The 15,113-nt window shown below is 41.9% G+C and carries 14 protein-coding genes; 7 read left to right on the top strand and 7 right to left on the bottom strand.

Annotation, left to right across the window (positions count from 1 at the left end; translation table 11 throughout):
- Positions 1-15: 15 nt before the first annotated feature.
- Both EHS15_RS07340 and dinB read right to left on the bottom strand, forming a co-directional pair.
- Positions 16-720, bottom strand: a complete 705-nt coding sequence (locus tag EHS15_RS07340; protein ID WP_135759910.1) for an alpha/beta hydrolase — start codon at positions 718-720, stop codon at positions 16-18.
- Positions 721-729: 9 nt separating this feature from the next.
- Positions 730-1,812, bottom strand: a complete 1,083-nt coding sequence (dinB, locus tag EHS15_RS07335; RefSeq protein ID WP_135759909.1) for a DNA polymerase IV — start codon at positions 1,810-1,812, stop codon at positions 730-732.
- Between the two features lie 80 nt (positions 1,813-1,892).
- Here dinB and EHS15_RS07330 point away from each other — a divergent pair, with 80 nt between their 5' ends.
- Both EHS15_RS07330 and EHS15_RS07325 read left to right on the top strand, forming a co-directional pair.
- Positions 1,893-3,023, top strand: a complete 1,131-nt coding sequence (locus tag EHS15_RS07330) for a PP2C family protein-serine/threonine phosphatase (RefSeq protein WP_210416314.1) — start codon at positions 1,893-1,895, stop codon at positions 3,021-3,023.
- Entirely contained in the window at positions 3,020-5,011 is a 1,992-nt protein-coding gene (locus tag EHS15_RS07325) for a PAS domain-containing sensor histidine kinase (RefSeq protein ID WP_135759907.1), read from the top strand. Before EHS15_RS07330 ends, EHS15_RS07325 begins: the two co-directional genes overlap by 4 nt.
- A gap of 2 nt (positions 5,012-5,013) precedes the next feature.
- On the opposite strand, the gene EHS15_RS07320 is transcribed toward EHS15_RS07325, so the two are convergent.
- Positions 5,014-5,418: a biopolymer transporter ExbD gene (locus tag EHS15_RS07320; RefSeq protein ID WP_135759906.1), complete on the bottom strand. Its 405-nt coding sequence runs from the start codon at positions 5,416-5,418 to the stop codon at positions 5,014-5,016.
- Entirely contained in the window at positions 5,419-5,862 is a 444-nt protein-coding gene (locus tag EHS15_RS07315; RefSeq protein ID WP_135759905.1) for a MotA/TolQ/ExbB proton channel family protein, read from the bottom strand.
- Between the two features lie 17 nt (positions 5,863-5,879).
- Between EHS15_RS07315 and EHS15_RS07310 the strand changes: the two genes are divergently transcribed.
- The 5 genes from EHS15_RS07310 (at position 5,880) to EHS15_RS07290 (ending at position 12,279) form a co-directional block, all read left to right on the top strand.
- The gene (locus EHS15_RS07310; protein WP_135759904.1) at positions 5,880-6,605 is read left to right on the top strand and encodes a ubiquinone/menaquinone biosynthesis methyltransferase; all 726 of its coding nucleotides are present in this window, start codon (positions 5,880-5,882) and stop codon (positions 6,603-6,605) included.
- A 14-nt stretch (positions 6,606-6,619) separates the two neighbouring features.
- Positions 6,620-6,985, top strand: a complete 366-nt coding sequence (locus tag EHS15_RS07305; protein ID WP_135759903.1) for a gamma-glutamylcyclotransferase family protein — start codon at positions 6,620-6,622, stop codon at positions 6,983-6,985.
- 86 nt (positions 6,986-7,071) lie between these two features.
- Entirely contained in the window at positions 7,072-8,901 is a 1,830-nt protein-coding gene (locus EHS15_RS07300) for an LruC domain-containing protein (protein WP_135759902.1), read from the top strand.
- Between the two features lie 175 nt (positions 8,902-9,076).
- Positions 9,077-11,050 carry an LruC domain-containing protein gene (locus tag EHS15_RS07295; RefSeq protein ID WP_135759901.1) on the top strand — a complete coding sequence of 658 codons (1,974 nt, stop codon included), beginning with the start codon at positions 9,077-9,079 and terminating at the stop codon, positions 11,048-11,050.
- Between the two features lie 68 nt (positions 11,051-11,118).
- Positions 11,119-12,279 (top strand): AMP-binding protein, encoded by a 1,161-nt coding sequence (locus EHS15_RS07290; protein ID WP_135759900.1) that lies wholly within the window; start codon positions 11,119-11,121, stop codon positions 12,277-12,279.
- Here EHS15_RS07290 and EHS15_RS07285 read toward each other — a convergent pair.
- The 3 genes from EHS15_RS07285 to rpmG form a co-directional block, all read right to left on the bottom strand.
- Positions 12,272-14,359: a glycosyltransferase family protein gene (locus EHS15_RS07285; RefSeq protein WP_135759899.1), complete on the bottom strand. Its 2,088-nt coding sequence runs from the start codon at positions 14,357-14,359 to the stop codon at positions 12,272-12,274. The two genes, EHS15_RS07290 and EHS15_RS07285, sit on opposite strands and share 8 nt — an antisense overlap.
- 111 nt (positions 14,360-14,470) lie before the next feature.
- Positions 14,471-14,935 (bottom strand): TraR/DksA family transcriptional regulator, encoded by a 465-nt coding sequence (locus tag EHS15_RS07280; RefSeq protein WP_135759898.1) that lies wholly within the window; start codon positions 14,933-14,935, stop codon positions 14,471-14,473.
- 9 nt (positions 14,936-14,944) lie between these two features.
- A complete protein-coding gene (rpmG, locus tag EHS15_RS07275; RefSeq protein WP_135759897.1) occupies positions 14,945-15,106 on the bottom strand; it encodes a 50S ribosomal protein L33 in 162 nt (53 codons plus the stop codon).
- Positions 15,107-15,113: the final 7 nt, after the last annotated feature.

The raw sequence follows: 15,113 nt of genomic DNA, 5'->3' as shown, positions 1-15,113 counted from the left end.
TGTTTTCGGAAAGATTTATGACAGACTATTCAGATATCTGCTCATTCCCTGCAGCACTATATGAGGGATCTCATGCCCGCCCGGGAATCCGATGAATTCCCCCAGCAACCCCGAATCACGAAGCAGCTTTTCCAATTTTTTGGCATTCGCATAACCTAGAATAGGGTCTTGTTCTCCGTGAGATTGGAAGAAACGCAGATTGGATTTTTGGGGAGCGAGAGTGCTCCATAAGGCTTCATTCACCAAAGAACCGGAAAGTATGATTTGCCCTTTGGGAGTCTTTTCATTTCTTAAAGTAATGTCAGTAGATAACATAGCCCCTTGAGAGAAACCTCCCAAAATCAACTGGTCCCAAGGGACTCCCAAAGCCTGAAGCATAAGAAGAGATGCTTCCCTTGCTACATCCAGTCCTTCCGGATCCCTGTTTGCGAAATTACGGAAGTCGTTGTTACGAATCGCTTCCTGCAAGGCAACCATGTCGATGGGAAACCAAGCCCTTCCCGTATAACCTGGCATAATCGGAACTTGAAGATGTCCGTGCGGGAAGATCCAGTTGAATTTTTGATCCGTAACTAAAACGTCGTGGATGGGAAATAAATCGAAGGCACTAGCTCCATATCCGTGAAAAAGAACGATGGTAGGAGCATCGGGATCTCCCTTCACACGCAGAACCTGCAGAGGTCCTAAAGTTTCTAACTGATCTTCAGCGTCATCTAACATATATAATTCCTATTCGGCAAATAAACTCAATTGGTTGTCGTCCTCTTTTTTGGAAAGATCCAGATTGGAAACGGAGATGCCTATGAGTCTTACTTTTTTGACGGGGTTGATGTTCTCTTTCCAAACACCTGTCAATAAAATCGAAGATTGTTCCAATAAATCTGAAGCCAAGAATAAAAATTTTTCTACTGTAACGCTTCTGGACTTCGCAGTGAAATCGGCGAATTTGATTTTAAGAGTGATCGTTTTTCCTTTTTTATTTTTGCGACCAAGCCTTTCTTCCACCTCTTCCGCAATGGATTCTAAAACGGAAGTGAGATGATTCAAATCCATGCTGTCTTTTTCGAAGGTGGTCTCTACTCCGATGGATTTAGGATCTCTAAAAGAAACCACAGGTCTTTCATCAAGACCTCTCACCATTTGAAAGTAATACCTTCCCATTTTACCGAATTGTTTGGTGAGTTCTTCTTCCTTGGATTGTTTTAGATCTCTTCCCGTTTTCCAACCCAAAGCCAACATCTTTTCATAAGTCTTTTTTCCGATTCCGTGAAACTTATCCAAACTTAGATTTTCCAAAAAGGCGGCACCTTCCTCAGGAAGAATGACAAAAAGCCCGTTCGGCTTGTTTTTTTCGGATGCCATTTTTGCCAAAAATTTATTTTCTGCAACCCCCGCAGAACAAGTAACTCCTGTTTTGCGAAATACTTTTTCTCTGATTTCTCTGGCGATCACACTTGCATGCGGGATTCCTTTTTTGTTTTCAGTGACATCCAAATAAGCTTCATCCAGGGACAGAGGTTCCACCAAATCGGTGTATTCGTGAAAGATGGCTCTGATCTCGGAGGATACCATTCGATAGGCATCGAAACGAGGAGGAGTGAAAATCGCTTCCGGGCAAAGTTGAAACGCCTGATAACAAGACATAGCGGATCTCACTCCGAACTTTCTCGCTTCGTAGCTGGCAGCACAGACCACTCCTCTGGAATTCGGAGGACCACCTACTACAACGGGTTTTCCTCTCATCTCAGGGTGGTCTCTTTGTTCCACGGAAGCATAAAAAGCGTCCATGTCGATGTGGATGATTTTTCTCAAAAAAAATTCCCTCGGCCTCTTCCATAAACGTTCTTAAAAATATCTTGCCAAATGTTTTTTCGGAATTAACCTACTCAGAGGTGAAACAAGTTGCCTCGAAAATATTAGTAGTCGATGACAATGAAACCAACGTAGAAATCATCACTCATATTCTTTTGAAACAAGGTTACGAAGTCGCAGTCGCATACGACGGAGAATATGCACTGGAACTTGCGGAGGCACTCGATCTAGATCTCATCCTTTTGGACATCCTTCTTCCTGGCATCAGCGGCTTGGATGTTGCCAAAAAACTTCTGAACCAAGATAAAACGAAGAACATTCCCATCCTTTTTTTATCCGCTTTGAACGAAACAAGAGACATCGTTACCGGTTTGGAAACAGGAGCAGTCGACTATATCACCAAACCTTTCCAAGAAGCTGAAATTCTAGCAAGAATCCGAACTCATATCACGATCAAACAATTGGAAAGGGAAAGAGTCAATCTTCTGCATTCGATCCAAAAAGACCTTGAATTGGCGAGAGCCAATCAACAAAACCTTGTTAGTTTCCACTTCCCCCCTTCTCCCGAATATAAAATTTATTCCTCTTATAAACCTATGGATCTGGTGGGAGGAGACCTCATCACTTTCGATCTGCTCCCTTCAGGTGATTTGGACATATTGTTCGGAGACGTAACAGGGCACGGAATTGCCGCAGCGATGGTTTCCTTGATGGCGATCATTACGTTCAAAACGATGAACAAATCGTTTCTAACACCTAGCGAGTGCTTGTATTGGATTCACAACACTCTTAGTCCCATGATCTCCACTCATTTCATCAGCGGCATTTATATGAGATACAATGCTCAGAACAAACTGCTTTCCTTCTCCATGGCGGGACATCATTGTATGATTCTTTTGAGAGGCAAAGAATTGATTCGCCTCGGCACGAAAGGTTTTTGTTTAATGATGTTTCCACAATTGATGACGGAGAACCAGGAAGTATTTCTTCAAAAAGGAGATCGTTTGTTTTTGTTTTCGGACGGAATGTTCGAAGTTCCGGATGAGGAAGAGAACTATCTGGGAGAAAATACTTTTTATGAACTTACTAAGGAGTTTTCCGATTTGAAAGGAAGGGAATTTCTGGATCAAATTCAAACGAAGGTATTGGAACATTCTAAAGGCAAAATTGCGGACGATATGACCATGTTGCTTTTAGAAATAGAATCATGAATTTTTTATATTTAGTTTTTTGTTTCGTCTGCGGCCTTTTCTCCATCGCTTGGTATTTCCTCTACAAAAAGGAAAAAAAACTAAGGCTCATTCTATTTTCCAAAAACCTGCAAAAATCGACCGAAATCGAAAGAATTCTCATCGAAAAAGAGAAACAATACCAAGACATCTACGATACTGCAAACTCGATCATCATACGATGGAGCCCCAACTTCGTCATCCATTCCATCAATCCTTATGCGGAAGAATTTTTCAGAGTCAATCGATTCGAATTGGAAGGTAAAGACTTAGTCATCGATTTATTCCATCTGCAAGGAGACGAGATCAATGTGATGAAGTCTCAGTTGTGGAATATATTCCACAGACCGGAACAATTCATCCGGCAAGAGTACGATGTGTTCCTTTCCAATCAGGAAAGAAGAACCATCAGCTGGTCGAATCGAATCCTAAAAGACGACTACGGATATCCTTTCGAAGTGCTTTCCATAGGGAACGATATCACAATCCGAAAAGTAGCGGAAGAAAATCTACTGAAGTCTTACGAAAGAATTTTAGATTTGTACAATAACGCTCCTTGCGGTTACCATTCGCAGGATAAAGACGGAATCATCGTTTCCATGAACGATACCGAATTGTCTTGGTTAGGTTATGAAAGAGACGAAGTGATCGGAAGAATGAAATTCGAAACTCTTCTTACTGGGGAAAGCAAAAAAACCTATCACTCCTTATATGAAAATTTCAAAAGGGACGGTTCTGTCAGTGGAATCGAATACGAATACATACGCAAAGACGGTTCCGTTTTTATCATCAGTTTGAACTCGACCGCATCCTACGATAAGGAAGGAAACTTCACAGTCAGCAGAGCTACCATTTTCGACATCACGGAAAGAAAAGCCGCCGAATCTCAATTAAGCGACTATTCTCAAAAAATAGAACAGCAAAACAAAAAGTTACAGAAAGCGGTGGAAGAAGCGAAGTCAGCAAACAGATCCAAATCCATATTCTTTTCCAAAATCACTCATGAATTGAGAACCCCGCTGCACGCAGTCATAGGATTCTCTCAAATTCTGGAAAAAGATCCTCATCTTCCCGGTCACTTGAAAGGTTATGTGAATTCACTCCACCAAAACGGAGTGCATCTACTCAGTATGATCAACGACATATTGGATCTTTCCAAAATTGAAGCGGGAAAAATGACGGAAAGCAAAGAGACGTTTTCTCTCGTTCAATTGTGGGACAATCTGTTCTCTATGTTCGCCTATAGATTTTTGGGTAAAGGACTAACCTTCCATCTTGCCAATCCGAAAGCGATTTTGGGAAAGTACTACCAGGGAGACATTCAAAAGATCCGGCAAGTGTTGGTGAACCTTTTGGCAAATTCATTGAAATTCACGGAGAAAGGGGAAGTGTCTTTCGAAGTGATCATTGAATCGAATCCTTACTCCTCTCTTCCTTTCGATTTGGTGGAATTCACTGTGTCCGATTCAGGAATAGGAATCCCTAAAGACCAATTGGATATCATCTTTGAAGCGTTTCAACAAACGGAACAAGGTTCCTCATACCAGGAAGGAACTGGACTTGGTCTTGCTATCTCCCATCAATTGGTGGAATTTATGGGAGGAAATATTTCCGTACGAAGTGAACTACAAAAAGGTTCCACATTCTCATTTAAGATTCCACTAGCAGTCGTTAAAATGAACGAGGATTCTCCTTCTCAAATTCATACATTGGGACCTGTCAGTTCCAAAGAACTGGTAGGAATGGAACAGTCGGATCAAAACGAAGAAAAAAAGATATCGGATTACATTCATTCGCTTCCGGAAGACAGAAGATTGGAAATACTTCGATTGATTCGAATCCAAAATTTCCAAAAGTTAATCTCCACGCTGGAATTAAACGAATCGGAGTTGGAAGGAAGAAATATACTTTTACAAAAAGCGCAGGATAAAAAATTCAAATTCCTGATAGATTTCATCCAAGGAACTTAAACTTAACGTTTTAGTTTCGTGGCAATCTCCACCTGATTGATCTTCTTTTCCTTTAGTTTTTCAGTGATCAGAAAAAAATGTCCGAACTCCGATTTTTTATCCAGATCCAATATAATCTTTGTTTGTTTTTCCTTTTCGGAAAAAGATTCGATTTTAGAAAGAACCGAATCTTTCGATTCAGGTTTACCGTTCCAGTACCAAATCCCTTGAGAGTCCGAAGAAATTGTAACGACCGATTCGAAATCCCCTACTTGGCTGAGACGGGAATCGGGAAGATCCAATTCCAGATAGGATCTAGTCTCCGTAAAACGCACGGAAAGCATCAGGAAAATAAGAAGAATGAATAAGATATCGATGAGACTGCTGATCTCTATCTGTTTATTTTTTCTGCGTCTTCTAACTTTCATTTAGCGATTCAGATTTTTTTCCACGAAAGTTTCTGATAATTTTTGAACCGCATTTTCCACAATCTGATGAAAAAATTGGGAAGGAATGGCAACGGACAATCCCACGATGGTAGTGACAAGAGCATCCTTAATCCCTCCCGCTAAAACTTCGATCGTTGCCTTCCCTGAACTTTGCATTTCTCCGAATGAGGAATAAATTCCCATAACGGTTCCCAAAAGACCGAGTAACATAGATAAGGAGGCGGAAGTAGGAAGCCAATTGGACCATCGTTCGATCCCGGAAAGATACAGATCCAATTTTTCTTCCGTCAAAGGGACATCGGTTTTTTTAGAAAGCGCCTTCAGCTCTTTCAGGCAAAATAAAAAAATGGCAAGGGAAGATACCGAAAAAGTGAATAAAATAATTAAAATGAAATTTGCCGAAACGGAAAATGTCCAATTCATGGATGTAACAACCTTTTATGAACCAATACAAGTTACCCTCTCAAGAAAAGAAACCTGAATATGTGAAGTCCAATTTCGATCACATTGCCAAAGCTTACGACAATTTCAACGATTGGAACAGTTTCTTTCTGCACAGAGCTTGGAAAAACTGGGTTGTTTCCAAAGCGATCGAGGAAGTTCCTCATGCAACGACCGCTTTGGACTTGTGCTGTGGAACTGGAGACATCACAGCCAGACTTTCCGAACAGCCGAACTTAACCTCGGTCACAGGACTAGACTTTTCGGAAAACATGCTTTCTTTCGCAAAAAAGAAGTTAGATGGTAATTCCAAAGTAAAACTCATCACAGGAGATGCGATGAATCTGAATCAGTTTGCTGATCATTCCATCGACATCATCACAATGGGCTTCGGTTTGAGAAATGTTTCCGATCTGAAAAAATGCCTTTTGGAGATCAAAAGAGTTCTTAAACCGGAGGGAATCTACATCAATCTGGATGTAGGAAGAGTTCGCCCCAAAATTCTGAAACCTTTTGCCGATTTTTATTTTTTCAGGATCGTTCCTATGTTCGGATATCTTCTTTACGGAAGAAAACACGAGATGTTCGACTACCTTCCTCACTCTTCCAAAGCCTACCCGGACCAGGAAACTCTGCAGAAAATTCTGGAAGAATTGGGATTTAGAGAAGTAAAATTTAAAAATTTTGTCTTCGGGAATGCGGTAGCACACGTTTCTAAAAAATAAATTTTAAATTTTTTATGTATCATATCTTCGTTTACGGTTCCTTACGAGTGGGAGAAGAAGCTCATTTTCGAATGAAAGAATCGACACTCGTTCGACAAAATTGCCATATTTATGGCTACTCAATGTTTATACAAGGAGACTATCCTGCCGTCATTGCCGATGAAGGAGGGTCTATTTGGGGGGACATACTAAAGGTCGATGACAAAATCTTAGCAGAACTAGACGTATACGAAGAAGTTGATCAAAACGAATACTTACGCGTGTTCGATGATCGTTATCAATTTTTTATTTATATCTCCGCGAAAAATCGTCTACCAATAGAGAATCGCGTTCTTTCGGGAGATTGGAAAAATCGGTCATTTTTTTTCGATTCCCCTTGATTTTTAATTAAAAATCTGCGATGCTGTAGTAAGCGCATAAAATTTGCTACAAATTTTATGTCTCGTCCTTTAAGCGAGGTTATACTATGTTGAAAAAAATACTACTGATCGTCCTTATGATCGGGTTACAAGCGTCATGTTCTTCCAAGAAGAAGGGCCTTCCTCTGTTCTTTTTATTATTAGGTGGTGGATCCGGCTCTACCGCATCCGTGGCAGCGTCCTCCGACACTCTGACAAATGCCACTTCGGGAGACAGCTTCACTGTTGTCCCTCTTGACAGCAACGATTCCGGAAACGGAAACAACAACGGAGGAGGAAACGGAGGCGGTTCCGGGGATGGAGTTTTTACCAATCCTACAGGTCCCACTCAAATCATTTCCAACATCGTTTTCAAAGTGATGAACGATACCTTCCTTTGGGACAATACGATCAGCACTGAAATTACAATCCGAGTTTCCAATGAAGACGGAGTTTTATCCGGAATCAATGTAAAAGCGGCGGAAGACCAATCCACACCCGGAGTGGTTCAATTCCTATCTCAAGGTACAACAGCTGCGGACGGACTTGTTACGATCCGAGTGACAGTTCATCCTTCTGTGAGCGAAATCATCGTCACTATTTACGGAATCAATCCTAAGACAGGGCAAGCCCAAGAAATCACTGGTCGCATCCCAATCCAAGTTCCTGACGGCTTTCTAAGCGGTGGAGGAAATGGTGGATCCGGCAACAGTGGTGGTGGAAATAACAACGGCGGCTCCGGCAACGGTGGAGGCGGCGGCACTGTAGTTGTTGCTCCTGAAATCGACCTCAGCACTGTAAATTTCGGAGCAGTTGCAGGATGTTTGCAAGAGCTAGATGCGGACTGTGACGGAGTTTTGGATGCAGACGATGAATTCCCAAATAACGCAGAGTTAGGTTGGACTTCCCGCACAGGAAGACACACTCTTGCTTGGGAAGATTATTACCAATCCTCTTATATCCTCAACGGAACAGTGAATCCTAGCAATGATATGGATTTGAACGACCACGTATCTGTCTTCTCAACAGAAATCGATTATACTCCCCAAGGAAAAGCAAAAGAAATCAGAGGGATTTTCACTCATGTAGGAAAAGGAGCAGGTTTCAATCATGACTTGCGTCTTTCTTTGGATGTCCCTACTTCTGCGCAACTTTCCATTTCCTTCACTGGAAACAATGGGCAAACGATTTCTTCCATGAATTGCGGATTGGCACTTTCTTCCGCATCGAATGCAGGAGATTGTGTGGGAGGAAACCTAACTTCCGCTCAATTGAAGAAAGGGATTTTAATTTTCCCTAATTCACAAAACACATTGTATAATTCTAAAAACGCACCCAATGTCGGGGGAGCATTGAACTTCGTATTGGGAATGACTTCTCAATTCACGATCACATTTGCAGAACCTATAAACTTAGAAGAAGCGGGAAAAAATATTTCCGGTGGTCACCTCAACTACTTCTTAGCAGTGAACGGCACGGGAGAAAAAATCTATCGTCCTGGATTTGTGAAATCCGCTTCCGAAGGATACGATCTTTATATCGATCGAGTGAGTGGATTCCCATTCGGAGTGATCGTTCCAGGGGTGTTCAATTATCCAAGAGAATCTACGAACATTTTGGATCCGAACAACCAAGGAAAAACAGGCTACCCTGCTTTCAAAGAATGGGCGACTTCCAAAGGAACAAAATCCAGAAATTGGTTTGAACAAATTCAAACTACGGAGCAAGCAAAATACGTAATCGATATCAAATCGAACTATTTGCCACAACCGTTCACTGCGAATCTAATCCATTCCGTGAAAGTTTATATTTGGGAAATCTCTTTCCTATTGATTTTGATCGGAGCCGGTCTGGGATATTACTTTAGAAGGGTTCTACTTTCCAGACTAGCCGCTTAATATTGATTTAACGATCGTCTTTCTGACATAATGAGAGGGGAATTTATAAAAAATTTCCTCTCTCATAGTACTTACCACAGTAAACCCTCTCCATTTCCCTAAAATTTTAAAAATCAAAATTGCTTTTTTTCGGAATTTGTCGTCATAATACCTATAAAAGGTAGGAACTTTGATCATGAAAAAGTGGATTATTTTACTAGCCATCCCTCTTCTTGTCCTCGATTGTTCGAACAAAAAGAAAGGCTTACTTCTCCCGCTATTTGCCGCATTGGGCGGTGACAATAGCGCAGCAACACAAACCCCGGCGGCCGGACAAACGGACACAGGAACTAGTTCGTTCACTGTTGTCAGTTTAGATGCAACCGACCAAAACCAAGTTGGGGCAGGAAACAGCTCTACTAACTCAGGAAATACAAATACATCTGCCCCTACAGACAGCGGTAACTCAAACTCTTCTAACGGAAGCGGCACATCAACCGGCAGCTCCGATTCCAGTGCAAATAACGGATCACCTTCTTCCGGTTCCGGCTCTTCTTCTGATTCCTCCGGTTCGGGAACAGGAACAAGCAGTGGAGATAATTCCTCTACAGCAGGAAACGACAATTCTTCCAATGGAAGCGGAGACTCCTCCTCTACCACGAACCCTCCTGCAACTACAACTCCTGAAGTGGTAACTCCTGCACCAGTTGTGGCAGATACCACAGTTTCTACTAATACAACAACCACTGTAGTAAACCAAACAAATGCGAACGGAGGGTTTAACTTCGAAACCAACGTAACCGTTCCTGTCACTGTCCATTTGGTGAATGAATCCGGTCCTGTAGCGAATGCTCCAGTGACAGTTACGGAAAATCAATCCAATGGAGAGACGAACATTTTAGGACAAGGAACTACAGATACCAACGGAACAGCGGTGATCCCGATCTCCGTACCTCCTACTGTGACTCAAGTCAACGTAAGCATTGTGGGTGTGAATCCTACGAACGGAGAAGTGCAAGAAGTAACAGGAAGTGTTCCTGTACAAATTCCTGCTCCTACAGGTACCACAGGAACTGTTGTGGTAGCTCCTACAACGAACTTAAATGCAAATAACTTCCAACCAGTAAACGGTTGTGTGACTGCTGTGGATTCCGACTGTGACGGAGTAGCCAACCAATACGATGAATTCCCGGAGAATCCTGCATTGGCCTTCATTGCTAGATCGGGAAGATACACTATCGCTTTCGAAGACTTATTCCCGGATGCGGGTGATGCGGACTTAAACGACCATACTACTGTATTCAGCACTGAGATGGATAAAACTCCTACAAACAAAGTGAAGGTGCTCCGAGGAGTTTTCACTCACGTAGGTAAAGGTGCAGGTTACAATCACGAACTCAGACTTTCTCTTGACGTTCCTGTAACAGCGAAATTCGAAATCTCCTATGTGGACGGTTCCGGAAAAGCTTGGACAGGTTGTGCGGGAGCCACCAAATACGTAGCAGGTGCTACAGGAGACTGTACAGGTGGAAACATCACAGCAGCAGGATTAAAAAGAGGACTTCTCATTCTTCCTAGCTCCGACAAAACTCTTTTTGGAAAACAAAACTCCCCTGCTCCAGGCACTGCGTTCACTGCAAAAGATTTCGTAAGAGGAGTGACTGCACACGTCACAATCACTTTCGATGAAGCTGTGGATCTAAGCACTGCCAAAAACATGGTGGGTGGTCACCTCAACTGGTTCCTTGCATTCAACCAAAAGACAAACGGAGTCTATAGACAAATCTACAGACCTGGTTATGTGTTCGGATCCAACGGTAAAGACACTTACATCGATTCTAAAGGATTCCCTTGGGCAATCATCGTTCCGGGAGTGTTCAACCATCCTACTGCAGGTTCCGACATAAGAAAAGCATCCACTACAGGTTATGCTTATTTCAATACTTGGGCGGAATCCAACGGATCTCAACACAAAGACTGGTACACACAAATCACAAATCCGGTTTACATTGTGCGAATCAAAGACTTCTATACTGACAACGGTTTCTCTGCTTACCTCATCAAAGCGGTTAGCAAGAATATCTTCGAAGTATCTGCAAGTTTGATGGTAATCGGAGCCGCCTTAGGATTCTTAATGAAAAAAAGAATCGGAAAAAAAGCGGTTAACTAAGCCTTTTCACTTCAGCCTACCGAAAGAAAACCCTTCCCGAAATCAAACGGGGAGGGTTTTTTTGTTCTATGAGCAGTTTACGATATGCAGATGAAGATTATTTCCGAAAGGGACAATTCCAAAAAGATCTGTCGGAAGGAAGCGAACCTGTTCTGATCGATCCTGCTTGGCAGAATACGATCCTATCCGAAATACTTTCCCGTAAAAAAGAATCCATCCAAATCAAAAAACCCAATCTCTTCTGGGTCGCCACTTCCGGAAGCACAGGCAAACCGAAATTGGTTCAAAAATCCTGGGAACAAATGTCCGAAGAAGTGTATTTTTGGAAGTCTCATTTTCATTCCTCATTCGGATGGGATCTTCCTAAAAACCCTAAATGGATCGTAACAGTGCCTCTCTGCCATCTCTACGGACTCATTTGGGGATTTCTTTTCCCTTTGCAAATGGGATGGAATCCTATCTCTGTGAAACGACTCTCCGAACTGACTTCGGATGAAATAGAAGATTCATATTTAATCAGCACTCCGAATCAAATTCGAAACTTTCATTCCCAAAAAAAGATCCTTCCAAAACATATATTCTCTTCAGGAGCCAAGTTCCCCTCTGAACTCGCAAGAGTCTTGCGGGAAGAAGGCAAAACAAATGTTAGAGAGATCTACGGCTCCACGGAAACGGGAGCGATGGGAGTCAGAGATCCTTTTTGGAAATCCAGATTCACCATCCTCCCTTTCGTAGAAACCAGATTGAGTCAGGAAGAAGGAGGACACAGTTTGGAAGTGAAAAGCAAACTCGTTTCCGAAACTGCGATGGAATTTGTAGAAGAAAGATGGGATACCATCCGACTCACGGATGAAGACGGATATTTTCCCACAAGAGACTGGGGGGATTTTTCGACATTAGGATGGAATCAAATAGGCAGAGTGGACAGGATCGCCAAAATCAAAGGCAAACGAATTGCTATGGATTTGGTAGAGTCTTTGTTTCTTTCCTTGCATTCCGTCTCAGAAGCGGCAGTAGTTTGTTTCGAAGAAAATCAAAATTCGATTTTAGGCTGTTATGTGGTATTAAAAGAAGGAAAAACCGAAGAAGAAGTCAAATCGGAAATGGTCAAAAGTTTTCCTCACAGCCATATCCCGGATACGATCCGTTTTTCTAACTCTCTGCCAAAACTGGCCAACCAAAAAACGGATTATATACGAATCAAAAAAGATTTGGAAAATCCTATCTAACCAAACGAAATCGATTTTCTCTGTCAAACTGGGATTGGGATATAGTCAGTTCCGAACGGGAACTTGTCACCAAACGAACATACTGTGCCCCATCAGGAATGGAACCGTTCCATTCGTAAACACTCCCTTTCCAAGGAACTAAAACCTTGGAGATAGGAAGTCTTCTGTCATTGAACCAAAGCAGCTCCGTTTGTAATTTCTCGTTTTTCGAATCTGCACGGAATTTTCCCGTTTTGGAAAAAGATTCACTCGTGATTTTCCATTCCCAAACCTTTCCGTGGAATTCGTGTGAATTTGTACCGTTTACAAAAGGAACGGATGCCTGAAGTTGATAGTTTCCGAAAACCTCTTTTCTGAATTCAGAACCGATCCCTGTTCCCATCATCCTCTGTGAAAATAAAATCATATAATGGAGAGGAAGACCTATGCTTAGAATGAGTATCGTATAACGAAACCAATTCGAATTTCTTTTGGTCTTATCCCCGAAGTTCATAGGAAGAACCGGATACAATAAAAGTAAAACGACTAAGAATGCTCCGTCCGAATGCTGCATCTGCATTCCGAATAAAAAAGGAATCGCACAGAGAAATAATCCTGCATATGTCCCTCTTTCCCAAACCAAAAGCCCTACTAACAGAAACAGAAGAAGAGAACCGAAAATTCCTAAATCGTACAAAACACCCAGATAAAAATTCGGAGCCAGATCGATCAGCTTCTGATTGGAAAGTTTCGTTCCTTTTTTATCCGCATCCTTCAGAGCAACAGGTAGACTGGCAAACCCGTTTCCCAGCCATATATTTTCCCGAAACCCTTCCCAGGTGATGAGAGTGAGTTCGTATCTATTTTCATCTATGGCTCGTAAGGAGCTTAAACTTTTTGTTTTGAAAAACTCCGACTGAAATTCGGAATATTTTTTTCCCAAAGTCACCAAAGAAGAATGAGAATCCATCTTGGAAACTCCCCAAAGGAAAGAACCACATAACAAAGGAATGAGAACGAAAAGACCAGCTCTTGCCGTCCAAAGTTTTTTATTATCGGAAATCCAGTGGGAAGTGACCGCAATGACAATCCAAACGGACAAAAATCCCAACCAAACGAACCAGAATGTTTTTCCTTGTCTGGCTCCTAACATGGAGACCAAAAAGATTAAAAATAAAATCCATAAGAAAGTGAATCTTTCTTTCGTCTGTTTGTATCTTTGATGACTCACCAAAATCCAAACCGCGGACAAAGAAGGTAAAATCCAAGAAGAAGACCCTGAGTCTATAAAAAGTCCCGGGTTTCTACCGGTTAACAAGGAGTCTCCGGTTCCTGCGGCAAAAAAACCAGGAAGCAGAAAAAACTGAATCAGAATCACTACGATTTGTACGAATAAACCCACAAACACACCGAAGAACAAATGGCTGAGGATCGCCTCTTTCGAAAAAACAGGGGAAGACCTTTCCTCGGAAAAAAAATAAAGGATCGGCAAACAAATGCTCACTGCAAATCCTACAGGGAAGGCGAATGCCTCTCTGGAAGAAAGGCCGGGAAGATACATAAACTCCGGAATTTTGAGACCGTAAAACGTAGAAAAGCCGAAAAGGGAAATAAAAGCGGTCAAAAGCAGAATCAAACACCAGAACAAAAGATAAAACGGCGTCTGAAAGAAAATGCTTCCTTGGGACATAGCACTGGGATTACGAATCATCCACTGTGTCAAAAAACGATCCGACTGTTTGGGAAGAATGGTTTCACTTCTTCCTAGCACCACCATTAAGATCTCTCTCATCCAAATCCCGGAGATAGAACCTAAAAACAAACCTACGTTATTTGCTAAATGGTAAGGCAAAGATGGTTCCGCAATCCAAGAGACTCTGGCAAGAAGAATGGCGCCTAATGCGGTAAAGATCCTCCCCCATTTTCTGGCATACAATTGAGCAAAGAAGGTAAGTGAAAATTGAATCAAAAAACCGGGATAAAACCAATCTTTAGGAACGGGATAAACGAAGCGGTAGAGTTCGAAAAATAGATAAGATAAAAAGAGGAAAAAGAGTAAGCTCTCGAAAGGAAGGTTTTTAAGCCGCTTGAGAAATTTCACGATTCCTTAGGAAATCGCAAACTGCCAAGGACTGCAAATGAAATTTATTGCGATAGAAGCTGTAAAAAAGGGAAAGATGGAAATGGAAACTAGAAAAAGATCGAAAGGATTTTAGTCGAGGGAATCCATATCCATAGAGGCATTCGGGTAAGAGGAAAGAGTGTCCATCCTTCCGTAAGCACCTGCTCTGGATCTATTTTTAGCCATTTGTTCTGCAAACTCTACAGTGAAGCGAGTCCAAGGGATCGCTTTCAAACGAGCCACTGGAATTTTCTTCTTCGTGCCTTCACAGATTCCGTAGGTTCCGTTATCGATCTTTTCCAAAGCGAGTTCGATCTCTTTCAGAGTTTCGATCTCATTCTCGGTCAGAACAGAGCTAAGAGCCTCAGAGTTCAGTTCGGAAGCGATGTCTGCAATATCTCCCATTTCTTTCAAACCGGACGGAGAACTAGTGTCTTCCCATTGGTTGAGTTTGATCAGAAGCGACTGTTTCTTCTCTTGAAGAAGTTCTTTTACTTCCTCAATGAATTTTTTATCAACGCCCTTCTCGGCAGATTTTGCAGCTGGTTTTGCCATTCTAATTTGTTAGACTTTAGCTTCCTTATGATCTGTGTGCGTTTTACAGAATTTGCAGTATTTTTTTGTGAGCAATTTTTCTGTTTTTGTCTTCTTATTTTTAGTTAAGAAGTAGTTGGAACGCCCTGGAACAACGCAAGGAACGCATGTAAGTTTTATGATTTCTCTCATAATTTAT

It is taken from the genome of Leptospira idonii, assembly GCF_004770995.1.
GTDB classification, from domain to species: Bacteria; Spirochaetota; Leptospiria; order Leptospirales; family Leptospiraceae; genus Leptospira_A; species Leptospira_A idonii.
The sequence above is the reverse complement of the archived record's forward strand: the minus strand, read 5'-3'. Positions and strand labels throughout refer to the sequence as shown.

Coding starts and splice junctions, on each gene's coding strand:
- EHS15_RS07300 (WP_135759902.1), top strand. CDS start 7,072: ATGTTGAAAAAAATACTACTGATCGTCCTTATGATCGGGTTACAAGCG.
- EHS15_RS07290 (WP_135759900.1), top strand. CDS start 11,119: ATGAGCAGTTTACGATATGCAGATGAAGATTATTTCCGAAAGGGACAA.
- EHS15_RS07295 (WP_135759901.1), top strand. CDS start 9,077: ATGAAAAAGTGGATTATTTTACTAGCCATCCCTCTTCTTGTCCTCGAT.
- EHS15_RS07340 (WP_135759910.1), bottom strand. CDS start 720: ATGTTAGATGACGCTGAAGATCAGTTAGAAACTTTAGGACCTCTGCAG.
- EHS15_RS07325 (WP_135759907.1), top strand. CDS start 3,020: ATGAATTTTTTATATTTAGTTTTTTGTTTCGTCTGCGGCCTTTTCTCC.
- EHS15_RS07315 (WP_135759905.1), bottom strand. CDS start 5,862: ATGAATTGGACATTTTCCGTTTCGGCAAATTTCATTTTAATTATTTTA.
- EHS15_RS07280 (WP_135759898.1), bottom strand. CDS start 14,935: ATGGCAAAACCAGCTGCAAAATCTGCCGAGAAGGGCGTTGATAAAAAA.
- rpmG (WP_135759897.1), bottom strand. CDS start 15,106: ATGAGAGAAATCATAAAACTTACATGCGTTCCTTGCGTTGTTCCAGGG.
- EHS15_RS07320 (WP_135759906.1), bottom strand. CDS start 5,418: ATGAAAGTTAGAAGACGCAGAAAAAATAAACAGATAGAGATCAGCAGT.
- EHS15_RS07305 (WP_135759903.1), top strand. CDS start 6,620: ATGTATCATATCTTCGTTTACGGTTCCTTACGAGTGGGAGAAGAAGCT.
- EHS15_RS07310 (WP_135759904.1), top strand. CDS start 5,880: ATGAACCAATACAAGTTACCCTCTCAAGAAAAGAAACCTGAATATGTG.